The sequence below is a fragment of the Herbaspirillum seropedicae genome (assembly GCF_001040945.1).
Lineage (GTDB): Bacteria > Pseudomonadota > Gammaproteobacteria > Burkholderiales > Burkholderiaceae_D > Herbaspirillum > Herbaspirillum seropedicae.
Genome location: NZ_CP011930.1, coordinates 1,287,024 through 1,300,518, shown reverse-complemented (window position 1 = coordinate 1,300,518; position 13,495 = coordinate 1,287,024). Strand labels below are relative to the sequence as shown.

Below are 13,495 nucleotides of genomic sequence, written 5' to 3'. Positions count from 1 at the left end.
CTCGCAGTGTTAAACCACGCTTAATGCTGGATTCATCCAGCATTAAGCACGTCTTGATGCCGATCTCCTATAGTCATCGCTCCACCAGAGCAATTTCAGGAGTCCACCATGAACCTGGCGTCACTGCCCACCCCCGCCGCCCTCATCGACGTTGCCCGCATGCAGCGCAACATCACCCGCATGCAGCAGCGCATGGATGCGCTGGGCGTGCGTTTTCGTCCGCACGTCAAGACCACCAAGTGCAATGAGGTAGTGCAGGCGCAATTGCAGGCCGGCGCCAGCGGCATCACGGTCTCGACCCTGAAGGAGGCCGAACAGTTCTTTGCCGCCGGCATCAGCGACATCGTCTACGCCGTCGGCATGGCCCCCACCAAACTGGGCCAGGCGCTGGCGCTGCGCCGCCAGGGCTGCAACCTCAAGATCGTGGCCGACAGCGTGGTCTGTGCCGAAGCCATCGTGGCCTTCGGCCAGGCGCAAGAGGAATGCTTCGACGTCTGGATCGAGATCGACGTCGATGGCCATCGCTCCGGCATCGCTCCGGAAGACGCCACACTGCTGGCCGTGGGCAACGTACTCCACGCAGGGGGCATGCGCATCGGCGGCGTGATCGCCCACGCCGGCTCCAGCTATGACTACGACAACGACGAAGCCCTCATCGCCGTGGCCGAACAGGAACGCGCTGGCTGCGTGCGCGCCGCCGAGCGCCTGCGCGAAGCCGGCCTGCCCTGCGACGTGGTCAGCATCGGCTCGACCCCGACCGCCCTGCGCGCAGAACACCTGCGCGGCGTGACCGAAGTGCGCGCCGGTGTCTATGCCATGTTCGACCTGGTGATGCACAACGTGGGCGTCAATACCATGTACGAGATCGCCCTGAGCGTGCTGACTACCGTGATCGGCCACCAGCCCGAAAAAGGCTGGGCCATCGTCGATGCCGGCTGGATGGCCATGAGCCGCGACCGCGGCACCCAGGGACGCAAGCACGACTTCGGCTATGGCCAGGTCTGCACGGAAGAAGGTCAGGTGCTGGAGGGCTACCTCATGAGCGGCGCCAACCAGGAGCACGGCATCCTCTCGCGCCAGGGAACGCCCGACGCCCAGATCGCAGAGCACCTGCCCATCGGCACGCGCCTGCGCATCCTGCCCAACCACGCCTGCGCCACCGGCGCGCAGCACCAGCACTACCACGCCATCGCCGCCGACGGCAGCGTGGCCACCTGGCCGCGCTTCAACGGCTGGTGACCGCCTCGCCCTTGAGGCCACTGCCGAAATAGCCCTGCGCCAGCGCCACCCAGTAGCGCACGCCGGCTTCGATGATGTCGTCGTTGAAGTCGTAGTGCGGGTGGTGCAGCGAATGCGAGGCGCGGTCCTGGGGCGCATTGCCGATCAGGACATAGGCGCCGGGCCGCTCCTCCAGCATGAAGCCGAAATCCTCGGAGGTCATGTTGGCCGGGATACCGGTACGGATGCGATCATCGCCGAAGGTCTGGCGAATCACGCGTTCGCAGAAGTCGGTTTCGGCCGGTGTGTTGATGGTGGCCGGGTAGTACTGGAAGAATTCCACCTCCACCTTGGCCCCATACGCCTCGGCCAACGCATGGCACATGCGGCGGATGTCTTCCTGCAGCTTCTGCTGCAAGGTGGACGACAGCGTGCGGATGGTGCCGCGCAGTTCTGCCCGGTCAGGAATGACGTTGTCGGTATCGCCCGCATGGAACATGCACACCGAGATCACCGCCGGATCGACCGGGTCCTTGTGGCGCGCGGCAATGGTCTGGCACTGCAGGACCATGGAACAGGCCAGCGGAATCGGGTCCAGTCCCAGGTGCGGCTGGGCCGCGTGGGCGCCCTTGCCGGTGATGGTGATCTTCAGGCGCGAACCCGCCGCCATGATGGGGCCGGGGCGCAAGCCGAACTGCCCGGCCGGCAAGCCCGGCCAGTTATGCATGCCGAACACGGCCTCGGTGGGAAACTGCTCGAAGAGCCCGTCATCGATCATCTTGCGCGCCCCCGCCCCGCCCTCTTCACCCGGCTGGAACACGAAATGGACGCTGCCCGGCAGCATCGGCCCCTGCTTGAGCAGGCGCGCCGCGCCCAGCAGCATGACGGTGTGGCCGTCATGGCCGCAAGCGTGCATGACGCCGTGCGTGCAGGAGGCATGGGCGAAATCGTTGGCCTCGACGATGGGCAAGGCGTCCAGGTCGGCGCGCAGCACGATGCCGCGCTGCGGGTCGGCGCCCGCCAGGCTGGCCACCACGCCGGTGCCGCCCAGGCCGCGGGTGACGGTGTAGCCCAGGGATTGCAGTTCCCGCACCACCACGTCGGCCGTCCGATGTTCTTCGAAGCGCAGTTCGGGATGCGCGTGCAGGTCGCGGCGCAGGCCGGCCCAGTGGGCGCGGTGCTGGTGCAAGGTGTCGTGCTGATGTCCAGTGTGTTCCATGATGCGGATGAGGATGGGTTGCCAGCGCAGTGCGCCGTCAGGCGTAATAGCCCAGGATGGCTTTGACTTCCATGTATTCTTCCATCCCTTCCACGCCATACTCGCGCCCGTTGCCGGATTGCTTGTAGCCGCCGAAGGGGGCTTGCGGGTCCCAGGCCGGATAGTTCAGGTGGACCTGGCCGGACTGGATGCGCGCCGCTACCGCCCGCACCTGGTCCTTGTCGCGGCCCTGCACATGCGCGCCCAGGCCATAGACGGTGTCGTTGGCGATGGCAATGGCTTCTTCCACGGTGTCATAGGGCAGGATGGCCAGCACCGGTCCGAAGATCTCTTCCTGGGCGATCACCATGTCGGTGTGCACCTCCGAGAAGATCGTGGGTCGCGCATAGTAGCCCTGCGCCAGGCCATCCGGACGTCCGGGGCCGCCGGCCAGCAGGCGCGCGCCATCCTGCAGCCCCGCTTCGATCATCTGCTGCACGCGCAGGAATTGCGCACGATTGGCCAGCGGGCCGTGGGTGGTGGCCGCATCGTTCGGGTCGCCCACCTTCATCTGCGCCAGCGTCGCCAGCGCCAGTTCATGCACCCGCGCCAGCGCCGCGCGCGGCACGATCAGGCGCGTGGGCGCACTGCAGGACTGGCCCATGTTGCGCAAGGCGGCGGCCACCCCGGGCGGGATGGCGCGTTCGAGATCGGCATCGGGCAGCACCAGGTTGGGCGACTTGCCGCCCAGCTCCTGGGCCACGCGCTTGACGGTGACGGCGGCTGCCTGCGCCACCAGCACGCCGGCGCGGGTGGAACCGGTGATGGAAATCATGTCCACCTGCGGGTGCGCAGACAGGGCCGCACCGACCTCGGCGCCACTGCCATTGACCAGGTTGAAGACCCCGGCCGGGACACCCGCCTCATGGACGATCTCGGCAAAGAGCAGGGCCGACAGCGGCGAGAGCTCGCTCGGCTTCAACACCACGGTGCAACCGGCCGCCAGCGCCGGGCCGACCTTGGCGGTGATCTGGTAGATCGGCCAGTTCCAGGGCGTGATGAGCGCACACACGCCGATCGGCTCGCGCACGATGGCGGTGGTGCCGCGTGGACGGATGAAGGGGTAGTCGGCCAGATTGTCGCGCGCCACCCGCAGGTGTTCGGCGGCCAGCGGCACATGGGCCGTGCGCGCATAGCTGATGGGTGCGCCCATCTCTAGCGTCAGCGCCTGGGCGAACAGTTCGCTGCGCTCCAGCAGCAGCGCATGCACACGGCCCAGCAGCGCGGCGCGTTCCAGCGGCGAGGTCGCGGCCCAGGCCGGAATCGCCCGGCGCGCGGCCTGTACCGCCTGATCCACATCGGCGGCATTGCCCAGTGCGATCTCGCAGACGCGCTCTTCGGTGGCGGGCGCGACCACGGCAGCCCGCTCGCTGCCCTGCGGAGGCTGCCACTTGCCATCGATGTAGAAGTGGTCCAGGCGGGCGTTGCGCGTCAAATGCGTCAGAGGGGAACTGGTCATGTCGGGGTGTCCTTCCTGTCCTTGTGTCTTAGTTGGTCTCGCGTGCCGCGAAGGGTCACAGCAGCGCCGTGGCCTCGACCTCGATCTGCAGGCCGAAGTGCAGCGCCGGCACCGGCACCACGGCGCGCGCCGGACGGGCGCTGCCGGCCCAGGCGGCATAGAGGTCGTTGAAGGCCGGCCAGTGCGCCACGTCGGTCAGGTACACGCGCACCTGCAAGAGCTTGCCGATCTCGCTGCCGACGCCGGCCAGGGCGGCCTCGACATTGGCCAGCACCTGCCGGGCCTGCACGTCGAAGGAGGCCTCGGCAAGCTTGTTGCCGTGCGCGTCGATGGGAAGCTGGCCGGAGATGAAGGCCATGCCATTGCCGGTGGCGACATGGCTGTAGTGGCCGCCGGGCGTGGCCAGACCGGCGGGGTTGTGGGTGACTGGATACGTAGCGGCAGGGTCGGCGTGATGTTGGTCGTGGTTCATGGCGTGTCGGTGTGTGATGAGCGGGACTAGGGAGCGTGAGGAGCCGCGCAATTCCCCGGATGGACTGTAGCCAAAATGCGGTCAGCGATGTTTAATGTTCGTTCAATCCACCATTAAGAGGTCTTTAATGCTGCAACTCGATGACATGCAACTGCTGCGTGCGCTGGGTTCGTCCGCCTCGCTGGCGGGCGCGGCCCGCCTGCTCGACCTGACGCCGCCGGCCGTGACGGTGCGCCTGCAGCGCATCGAAGACCGCATCGGCGTGCGCCTGGCCAACCGTGCCGCGCGCGGTTTCGCGCTCACCGATGAGGGCCAGCGCCTGGTGCAGGAAGCCACTGACATCCTCGAACGCATCGAGGCCATCACCGCCAGCGTCTCGCGTGAATCGGACCGCGGCGAGCACGCCAGCCTGGCCAACGTCAGCGGTTCGCTGCGGGTGGTGGCGCCCTTCGGCTTCGGCCGCCGCTACGTCGCCCCGCTGGTGCGCGACCTGCATCGCAACCATCCGCGCCTGGCGATCTCGCTGCTGCTGGCCGAGAGTCCGCTGGCCGCCGCCAGCGGGGCTGACGCCATCATTTCCATCGGACGCGTCAAGGGTTCGTCCTGGGTCGGACACTTCCTCGCGCCCAATGAGCGTTTCCTGTGCGCCAGTCCGGCGCTGGCGCGGCGCATGAACCGCGCCCGGCACCCTTCCGAGCTGGCCGACTATCCCTACCTGAGCCTGCGCGAAAACGACGACGACCTCAGCCGCCTGCGCTTCACCCCCGTCGATAGCGCCGGCCGCCGCACCGGCAAGGCGCTGACCGTCAAGCTCAACGGCGCGCTCTCCTCCAACGACGGCACCATCACGCGCGACTGGGCGCTGGATGGCGAAGGCTTCGTGGCGCGTTCCGAATGGGATTGCGCCCACCTGCTGACCGACGGCAGCCTCAAGCGCGTGCTGCCCGGCTGGCAGCTCGATCCCGCGCCCATCATGGCCCTGCTGCCTGGCCGCCAGGGCTTGACGCTGCGCCAGCGCGTCTTCCTCGAGGCCGCCAAGCGGGCTTTCCAGCCTATCCCCTGGCGGCGTTGACCTGCTTCAGAAATCGGCCACCTTGCCCCAGGACGAATCGCTGAATCGATTCGGGTGATAGGGCCGCGGATCGACGATGGGCGCAGCGCCGCTGGCCAGGTCGGCGATCAGGTGACCGGCGCCCGGCCCGATGCCGAAGCCGTGACCGGAGAAACCGGCGGCCAGGATCAGTCCTGGTGTCTGCGGCAATTCGCCGATGCCCGGCACGCCATCAGGCGTGCTGTCCACATAGCCGGCCCAGGTGTGGGTGACCTTGGCCTGGGCCAGCTGTGGCAACAACTCGACCGCACGGCGATGGGTGGCGCGTATCGATGCCGGATCGGCCGAGGCGTCCAGGATGCGCATGCGTTCCATCGGCGTGGGCGCATCCATGCGCCAGCGCGACAGGGTCTCGTGGCCGCTGCGCCAGGCTTCCAGCCCGCCCGGCGACAGGCTGCGCCAGCGCTTGGCGAACATCGGCAGGAACTGCGGCGAAAAGCGCAGGAACTGCATGGTCGGATCGACCCGGGCGCGGCCGCTGATGGCCAATGCATAGGAACCGTCGCTGCGTCGCGTGACGGCCACGCCGGAGGTGTACAGCGCACCCGGCAAGGGCGCCTCCATGGGCGCCACGCTCATGATGGATTGCCGCACCGAGGCCTGCGGGAAGCGGATGCCCAGTTGATGACAGAACGACGAGGCCCAGGCGCCGCCAGCCATGACCGCGACCTTGGTCTTGATGACGCCGGCTTCGGTGATGACGCCCGAGACACGGCCGCCTTCGGTGTCGATGCCGCGTGCGGCGCATTGCTGGATCACGTGGCCACCCAGCTTCATGATGGCGCGCGCCACGGCGGGTGCCGCCTTGCCCGGGTCGGCAGTGCCGTCGGTGGGCGAGAAGACGCCGCCCTTCCAGGCGCGTCCGGTGGCATGGCCACGTTCGGCAGCCTGTTTGGAATCGAGCATGTAGGTGGTCACCCCGGCGGTCTTGGCGAAGTCGCCCCAGGCGGCCCAGCGGGCGATCTCTTCCTCGTCGTTGGACAGATAGAGCAGGCCGCAGCGGTTGAAGCCGGTGTCTTCGCCGGTCTCGGCGGAGAACTGTTCCCACAGGTCGATGCTCTTGGTGGCCATCGGCAGTTCACGCGCATCGCGGTTCTGCTGGCGGCACCAGCCCCAGTTGCGGCTGGATTGTTCGGCGCCGATGCGACCCTTCTCGACCACCGCCACCGAGATGCCGCGCTTGGCCAGGAAGTAGGCGGTGAAGATGCCGATGATGCCGCCGCCGATGACGACCACATCGGCCGACGCCGGGGGAATGGTAGGACTCTGGACCTGGACGAGCGGAGGCGACATCTTACTTGCCTCCTTCGGCCGGCACGGTCTGCACCACGTAGAACTTGGCCACCCGCTCACTGCTCTCCCAGCCGACAGCCTCGCCCTTGGGCACAAACAGGGCATCGCCCTTTTCCACCGTCACCACGCTGCCATCGGTCTGGGCAAAGCGCACGCCGCCATCGAGGATGTGCATGAACTCATTGACCGGATGGGCGCGCACGATGCGGTGGTAAGGGGTGGAATCCCAGGTGCCGATCTTGCAGCCGATGGAGCTTTCATCGACGACGTTGTCGCTGCGGCATTGGGGCGCATCGCCCAGCAGGATTTCCTTGGGCAGCGCATTGAGCGAGGGCTTGAAGTCGGCCTCGGCCACCAGCGGGAACACGCCCGGCTGCACCGGCTGCGGGCAGTCGGCGGCGCAGAACACGGCCAGGGTCGGCTGCGTGGCAGAGATGCGCAGCGCCGCGCCCGTGGCGATCACCACGCCACTGTCGGGCTTGAGCACCAGGGGTGCTGCGCCTTCGGTTTCAAGGATCAGTTCACCTTGCACCACGACCAGGGTTTCCTGGTGCGGGAAGCGGGCGATCTCGAGAGCGCCATCGAAGCGCAGGCGGCCTGCACTCATGCCGCCGATGCCTTGCCAGGCGATCTCGCGCAAGGCCGCAAAGGGATCGGCGGCGCCCAGCGCGCCGGGGCGGAATGCGGTGGATACGGGGTCGCCAGAGGCACGGTACAACACCAACGCTGCAGTCATTTTTTCTCCTGTTTCCTTGGGGTGGGAGGACGACGGAGTCAGTGCGATTTACCTGTTCCCGTCCTGCCCGGATCTTTTCTTCCTGGTCCGACCGCTGGCGGCCAGCACGCCATGCCTGACGATGCTAGGTCCCGCGTCGGACGCTGTGGTTAATACTCATGGAATCCGGCATTAAATCTGGCTTAATGCTCCGTTCCTGCTTGGGCTGCCGTCACCCTGCAGCATCGTATTCAGACCGTCACACCCTCCACCGGCACCAGCGGCGTCTGCGACTGCTGCAGATCGGCATCCGAGCGATGGCAGAGGATCTCGCCGCCATGTTCCATGTTGCGGCGGCGCGGCGGCACCACGTTGCACACGCCATCGACGCGCTGCGCGCAACGCGGCAGGAAGGCGCAGATGTCCGGCGAGGGATCGACAGCACCGATGGGCGGCAGCTTGTGCTGCCCTGCCCCGGCCACCTGTTCCAGCCAGCCCTGCTGCATGGCCGGCACCGACGACAGCAGCAGGTGCGAATACGGGTGATAGGGCGGCGCCATCATCGCCTCACGCGGGCGGTTGGCCACCATGCGGCCGGCGTAGAGCACCACGATGTCATCGCAGATGGCGCGCACCGTGCTGATGTCGTGGCTGATGAACATGTAGGACACCTGCAGCTCGCGCCGCAGTTCGGCCAGCAACTCCAGGATGGCGGCGGCCACCACCGTATCCAGGGCCGAGGTCACCTCGTCGCACAGGATCAGGTCGGGCTTGGCCGCCAGTGCGCGGGCCAGGTTCACGCGCTGCTTCTGGCCGCCTGAGAGTTCGGCTGGCAGGCGGTCGATCACGGTCGCGGGCAGCTGGACCAGGTCCAGCAGTTCAGCCGTGCGACGCCGCATGGCCTCACCCTTCAAGCCGTGATAGAAGGACAGCGGCCGGTTCAGGATGCGGCCAATGCTGTGGGAGGGATTGAGCGCCGTATCGGCGTTCTGGAACACGATCTGCACGCGGCGGAACTGTTCGCGGGTGCGGCCTTCGAGCGTGGGCGAGAGCGTTTCGCCATCGAGCTGGATGCTGCCGCGCGCCGGCGCGATCATGCCGGCCACGGCGCGCGCCAGCGTGGTCTTGCCGGAACCGGATTCGCCGATGATGCCCACGGTGCTGCCGCGCTGGATGGTGAGGTTGATGTCGTCCAGGATACGTACGCCCGGCAGGCCCAGCCGGTCCGGTGCGCCATAGCCCGCCACCAGTCCGCTGATGCGCAGCAGCGGCGCACGCGCTTCGGCCGGCAGGGTCGCGGGCAGGATCTCGCGCAGTTGCACCACGCGCGCAGCCGGCGAAGCGGCGGCCAGCAGGCATTGGGTATAGCTGTCGGCGGGCGCGTGCAATACCTGGCTGGTCGAACCGGTTTCGCGCACCGCGCCATCGCGCAGCACGATGATGCGGTCGGCCATCTGCGCCACCACCGCCAGGTCGTGCGAAACATAGACGGCGGTGGTGCCGAGTTCCTTGACCACGTTCTTGAAGGCGCGCAGCACTTCGATCTGGGTGGTCACGTCCAGGGCCGTGGTGGGTTCGTCCAGGATCACCAGTTCCGGGCCAGTGACCAAGGCCATGGCCGCCATCACGCGCTGCAACTGTCCGCCCGAGACCTGGTGGGGATAACGTTCGCCGATCTTGTCGGGGTTGGGCAGCGCCAGCGCGCGGAACAGCTCGACGGCCTTGCGCATGGCGCTGGCCTTGTCCATCACGCCGTGCTGCAGGGCGCTCTCGATCACCTGGTCCATCAGCGTGCGCGCCGGGTTGAAGGCCGCTGCCGCACTCTGGGCGATGTAGGCCACGTGGTGGCCGCGCATGGCCAGGAGCGCCTTTTCATCCATCTGGTCGATCTGGCGCTCGCCGATGCGCACCTGGCCGCCGGCGATATGGCAGCCGGCACGGGCATAGCCCAGCAGCGAGAGCGCGATGGTGGTCTTGCCGGAACCGGATTCGCCGATCAGGGCCAGCACCTCGCCCCGTGCGACGGTGAAGTTGACGTTCTTGACGATCTCGACCTGGCTGCCGTCTTCCTTGCGCGCATTCACGCGCAGGCCCTGCACCTCCACCAGTGGTCGCAATGCCGCGCCACTGCCGGCGCCTCCGGCCCCAGCGCCGCTTTCCTTGCCGAGGAAGATATCGAATTGCTTCACAGGCTTACTCCTTGGCAGCGCGCTTGCTGCGCAGGTTGTCGATCAAGAGGTTCACGCCGATGGTCAGCGAGGCAATGGCCAGGGCCGGCATGATCACCGCCAGCGCACCCTCGCCCAGGCCGGAAATGTTTTCCCGCACCAGCGAGCCCCAGTCGGCGTCCGGCGGCTGCACGCCCAGCGAGAGGAAACTCAGGCCCGACAGCAGCAGCACCACGTAGACGAAGCGCAGGCCGAAATCGGCCAGCACCGGGCGGATCATGTTGGGCAGCATTTCCACGGTCATGATGTACCACACGCCCTCGCCGCGAGCGCGTGCGGCCTGCACGTATTCCATGGCCTGCACGTTGACCGCCAGCGAGCGCGCAATGCGGTAGGCGCCGGGCATGTAGGTGATGGCCGCGGTGAGCACCAGCAGCAGCATGGATGAACCGAAGGTGGCCACCATCATCAGCGCGAACATCTTGCTGGGAATGGAGATCAGGGCGTCGAGTGCGCGGCTGATGACGGCGTCGCGCCAGCCGCCCGAGAAGGCTGCGAAGAGTGCGATGGCCGTGCCCGTGGCGCTGGCCAGGACGGTGGCGGCCAGCGCCAGGCCGATGGTGGCGCGGGTGCCGAAGAGGATGCGGCTCAACATGTCGCGGCCCAGGTAGTCGCTGCCCAGCAGGAACTTGTGGCTCATGCCGGAGAACACGTCGGTGTCGACGATGGCCGTGGCGTCATAGGGCGAGATGCTGGGCCCGAGGATGGCCATGAGGATCCAGAAGCCGACGATGGCCATGCCGATCCAGGCCATGGTCGAATGGCGGCGCACACGCTTGGCGGGTGCGCTGGCTGCGGGTGCGGGCGCGCCCGCCTGGCTGCCGGTGGAGTCGTGGAGGGCTTTCATCGGGTCTTCAACCTTGGATTGGAAACAATGGCCAGCACATCGGCGGTGAGCACCAGCAGCAGATAGCCGGCGCAGAAGATCATGGAACAGGCTTGCACCAGCGGCATGTCGCGGGTGGTCACGGCGTCGATCATCAAGGTGGCGATGCCGGGGTAATTGAAGATGCTCTCGACGATGATGACGCCGCCCAGCAGGTAGGACAGGCTCAGCGCCACCGCATTGGCAATCGGGCCGATGGCGTTGGGCAAGGCGTGGCGCAGCACGATGCGGGTGCGCTTGACGCCTTTGAGCAGGGCCATTTCGGCATAGGAAGAGCGCAGCTGGTCGATCACGGCTGCGCGCGTCATGCGCGTCATCTGGGCCACGATCACGCAGCACAGGGTCAGCACCGGCATGGCATAGGCCTTGATGAAGGCGCCCAGGGTGGCGGCGTCACCCGCATGCGATAGCGCCGACAGCCAGCGCAGCTTGACCGCAAAGATCATCACGGCCACCGTCGCCACCAGGAATTCCGGCACCGACACCATCGACACCGCACTGACGTTGACGGCGCGGTCAAAGAAGGAGCCGCGATACATGGCCGAGAAGATGCCCAGGAACAGCGCCAGCGGCACCGACACCAGGGCGGTGACGGCGGCCAGCATGAGCGAGGCCGGCAAGCGGCCGCCTATCATCTGCGCCACCGGCACATTGTTGACCAGCGACATGCCGGGATTGCCCGAGAGCAGGTTGCCCAGCCAGTGGGCGTAGCGCAGCGGCGCCGGCAGGTCCAGCCCGTACTGCAGGCGCAGCGCGGCCACAGTCTCGGGCGTGGCGGCCTGGCCCAGGGCGGTCTGGGCGGCATCGCCCGGCAGCAGGTTGGTGATGAAGAACACGCCGGCCGACACCAGCAGCAGCGTCAGCACCGCCTGCAGGAGGCGGCGCGCGATCAGACGCAGGACCATTCCATTCATAGCTTTCCTCGGTAACAGACTACTGGGACTTGCGCTTGCACTGAACGACACGTCCGAATGTACATACACGATTGCCCCCCTCTCATCCCGTTCGGACTGAGTAGCGGCATCGCCGCGTATCGAAGGCGCACCGACGTCGCGCCTTCGATACGGCCCTTTCGGGCCTACTCAGTACGAACGGTGAACGAATCGCAAAGGCAAGCCAATTCCCGCACTCACGCGTCCAGCCAGACGTACTCCGCACAGGTGTAGTTCATGAAAGCCCCCAGCGGCACCGGGTCGATGCCCTTGACCTTGGTGCTGATGCCTTCCAGGTTGATGATGAAGACCGGGATGCCCAGTCCGCACTTCTCGTGGATCATGGTCTGCAGGTCCGCGTACATAGCCTTGCGCTTGGTGAAGTCGGTCTCGCCGCGCGCCGCCACCACCAGCTGGTCGAACTGCGGGTTCTTCCAGCCCGATTCGTTCCACTGCGCATCCGACTTGAAGAACTGGGTCAGCAGGATGTCGGCGCTGGGGCGCGGGTTGATGTTGCCAAAGCCGACCGGCACCTTCATCCACTGGTTGGACCAGTAACCGTCCGCCGGCACGCGCTTCACATCCAGCTTCAGGCCGATCTTGGCGGCGCTCTGCTGCATCAGCACGGCCATGTCTACCGAGCCGGTCGCGGCCACCGAGGCCACGATGGGGATGGTGCTGCCCAGCACGCCAGCCTTGCCCAGGTGGAACTTGGCCTTGTCCGGATCATAGGGACGCTGCGGCAGGCCGGCGAAGTAGAAGCGGTTGGTGGGATCGATGGGCTGGTCGTTGGCGATGACGGCGTAGCCACGGAAGGCGGCCATCTTGATCTGCTCGCGGTCCAGCAGGTACTTCATGCCCAGCGTGAAATCCATGCTGTTGCCTGGCGCCACGTCCTGGCGCATCACCAGGTCGGTGTACTGGCCGGACTTGGTTTCCATGACGGTGTAGCCCGGCGTGTTCTTGACGCGGCCGGTGGAGCGGGAATTGACGTCGTTGATCCAGTGCACATCGCCGGAGAGCAGCGCATTGACGCGCGCAGCTTCGTCGGGAATGCCGAACAGTTCCACCTCGTCCAGGTAGGGCAGCCCCGGCTTCCAGTAATTCTCGTTGCGCACGCCGATGGTACGCACGCCCGGAGTGAACTCCTTGAGCTTGAACGCGCCGGTGCCATTGGGCGTGCTGAAATTGGTGGTGCCGTCACGGATGATGAGGAACTGCGCCGTGGCCAGGATCACCGGGAGGTCGGCATTGGCGCTGGTGAGCTTGATCTGGACTTCGTTGGGGCCGGTGGCCTTGACCGATTCGAACTGGTCGGCCACGACCTTGACCTTGGACGCAGTGGCCGGATCCTTGTGGCGCATGATCGAATAGACCACGTCGGCTGGCGTGAGCGGCTTGCCGTCGTGGAAGTTCACGCCCTTTCTCAGCTTGACGGTCCAGGTGACGGCGTCGTTGGTCAGCATTTCCTCGGCCAGCACCATCTGCGGCCCGAGCTTGCCATCGAGCTTGGTCAGGCCGTTGTAGAACATGTGCACACGCGTGTAGTCGGTGGAATGCGCAGTCTTGGCCGGGTCCAGGGTATCGGCGGTGGAACTGGTCTGGGTGGCGATGCGCATCTTGCCGCCGCGCTTGCCGGTCTGGGCCATGACGCTGCCGCTGGCCGTGAGCAGACCCGTGCCGCCTACCGTCATGAGGCTGCCGGCCAGCAGGGTGCGCATCATGTCGCGGCGGCTGAAGCCGCCTTGGGCGTGTTCCAGCGTGTGGCTGGTAATGATGGAACCCTCTTGGGGGTGACGTCCGTTTTCCTGCTTGCTCATGAAATGCCTCACGATAAAAGTTCAACCACGAAGACCACCGGCTGCGCCGCCGCCCATTGCTCGGGCATCACCTCCTTGCAAGCTTGATACCAGCAGGCAAGGA

The 13,495-nt window shown here is 66.7% G+C and carries 11 protein-coding genes; 2 read left to right on the top strand and 9 right to left on the bottom strand.

Annotation, left to right across the window (positions count from 1 at the left end; all coding sequences use genetic code 11):
• Positions 1-108 precede the first annotated feature (108 nt).
• The gene (locus ACP92_RS05690) at positions 109-1,239 is read left to right on the top strand and encodes a DSD1 family PLP-dependent enzyme (protein ID WP_013233168.1); all 1,131 of its coding nucleotides are present in this window, start codon (positions 109-111) and stop codon (positions 1,237-1,239) included.
• Here the strand turns inward: ACP92_RS05690 and ACP92_RS05685 are convergent.
• The 3 genes from ACP92_RS05685 to ACP92_RS05675 are packed head-to-tail and all read right to left on the bottom strand — an operon-like array spanning position 1,226 to position 4,407.
• Positions 1,226-2,437, bottom strand: coding sequence for a M20 aminoacylase family protein (locus ACP92_RS05685; RefSeq protein WP_013233167.1), 1,212 nt, complete (start codon positions 2,435-2,437; stop codon positions 1,226-1,228). The two genes, ACP92_RS05690 and ACP92_RS05685, sit on opposite strands and share 14 nt — an antisense overlap.
• 37 nt (positions 2,438-2,474) lie before the next feature.
• Positions 2,475-3,935 carry an aldehyde dehydrogenase family protein gene (locus ACP92_RS05680; protein ID WP_013233166.1) on the bottom strand — a complete coding sequence of 487 codons (1,461 nt, stop codon included), beginning with the start codon at positions 3,933-3,935 and terminating at the stop codon, positions 2,475-2,477.
• A gap of 55 nt (positions 3,936-3,990) precedes the next feature.
• Positions 3,991-4,407: a RidA family protein gene (locus ACP92_RS05675; RefSeq protein ID WP_013233165.1), complete on the bottom strand. Its 417-nt coding sequence runs from the start codon at positions 4,405-4,407 to the stop codon at positions 3,991-3,993.
• Between the two features lie 127 nt (positions 4,408-4,534).
• Here ACP92_RS05675 and ACP92_RS05670 point away from each other — a divergent pair, with 127 nt between their 5' ends.
• Positions 4,535-5,479, top strand: coding sequence for a LysR family transcriptional regulator (locus tag ACP92_RS05670; RefSeq protein ID WP_013233164.1), 945 nt, complete (start codon positions 4,535-4,537; stop codon positions 5,477-5,479).
• A gap of 6 nt (positions 5,480-5,485) precedes the next feature.
• Here the strand turns inward: ACP92_RS05670 and ACP92_RS05665 are convergent, their stop codons facing one another.
• The 6 genes from ACP92_RS05665 to ACP92_RS05640 all read right to left on the bottom strand — a co-directional run bounded on the left by ACP92_RS05665 (position 5,486) and on the right by ACP92_RS05640 (position 13,392).
• Positions 5,486-6,811, bottom strand: a complete 1,326-nt coding sequence (locus ACP92_RS05665) for an NAD(P)/FAD-dependent oxidoreductase (protein WP_013233163.1) — start codon at positions 6,809-6,811, stop codon at positions 5,486-5,488.
• 1 nt (position 6,812) lies between these two features.
• Positions 6,813-7,547 carry a cupin domain-containing protein gene (locus tag ACP92_RS05660; RefSeq protein WP_013233162.1) on the bottom strand — a complete coding sequence of 245 codons (735 nt, stop codon included), beginning with the start codon at positions 7,545-7,547 and terminating at the stop codon, positions 6,813-6,815.
• A gap of 230 nt (positions 7,548-7,777) precedes the next feature.
• Positions 7,778-9,715, bottom strand: coding sequence for an ABC transporter ATP-binding protein (locus ACP92_RS05655; RefSeq protein ID WP_013233161.1), 1,938 nt, complete (start codon positions 9,713-9,715; stop codon positions 7,778-7,780).
• 4 nt (positions 9,716-9,719) lie between these two features.
• Entirely contained in the window at positions 9,720-10,601 is an 882-nt protein-coding gene (locus ACP92_RS05650; protein WP_013233160.1) for an ABC transporter permease, read from the bottom strand.
• A complete protein-coding gene (locus ACP92_RS05645; protein ID WP_013233159.1) occupies positions 10,598-11,554 on the bottom strand; it encodes an ABC transporter permease in 957 nt (318 codons plus the stop codon). Before ACP92_RS05645 ends, ACP92_RS05650 begins: the two co-directional genes overlap by 4 nt.
• Positions 11,555-11,769: 215 nt before the next feature.
• Positions 11,770-13,392: an ABC transporter substrate-binding protein gene (locus ACP92_RS05640; protein ID WP_013233158.1), complete on the bottom strand. Its 1,623-nt coding sequence runs from the start codon at positions 13,390-13,392 to the stop codon at positions 11,770-11,772.
• Between the last annotated feature and the right edge of the window lie 103 nt (positions 13,393-13,495).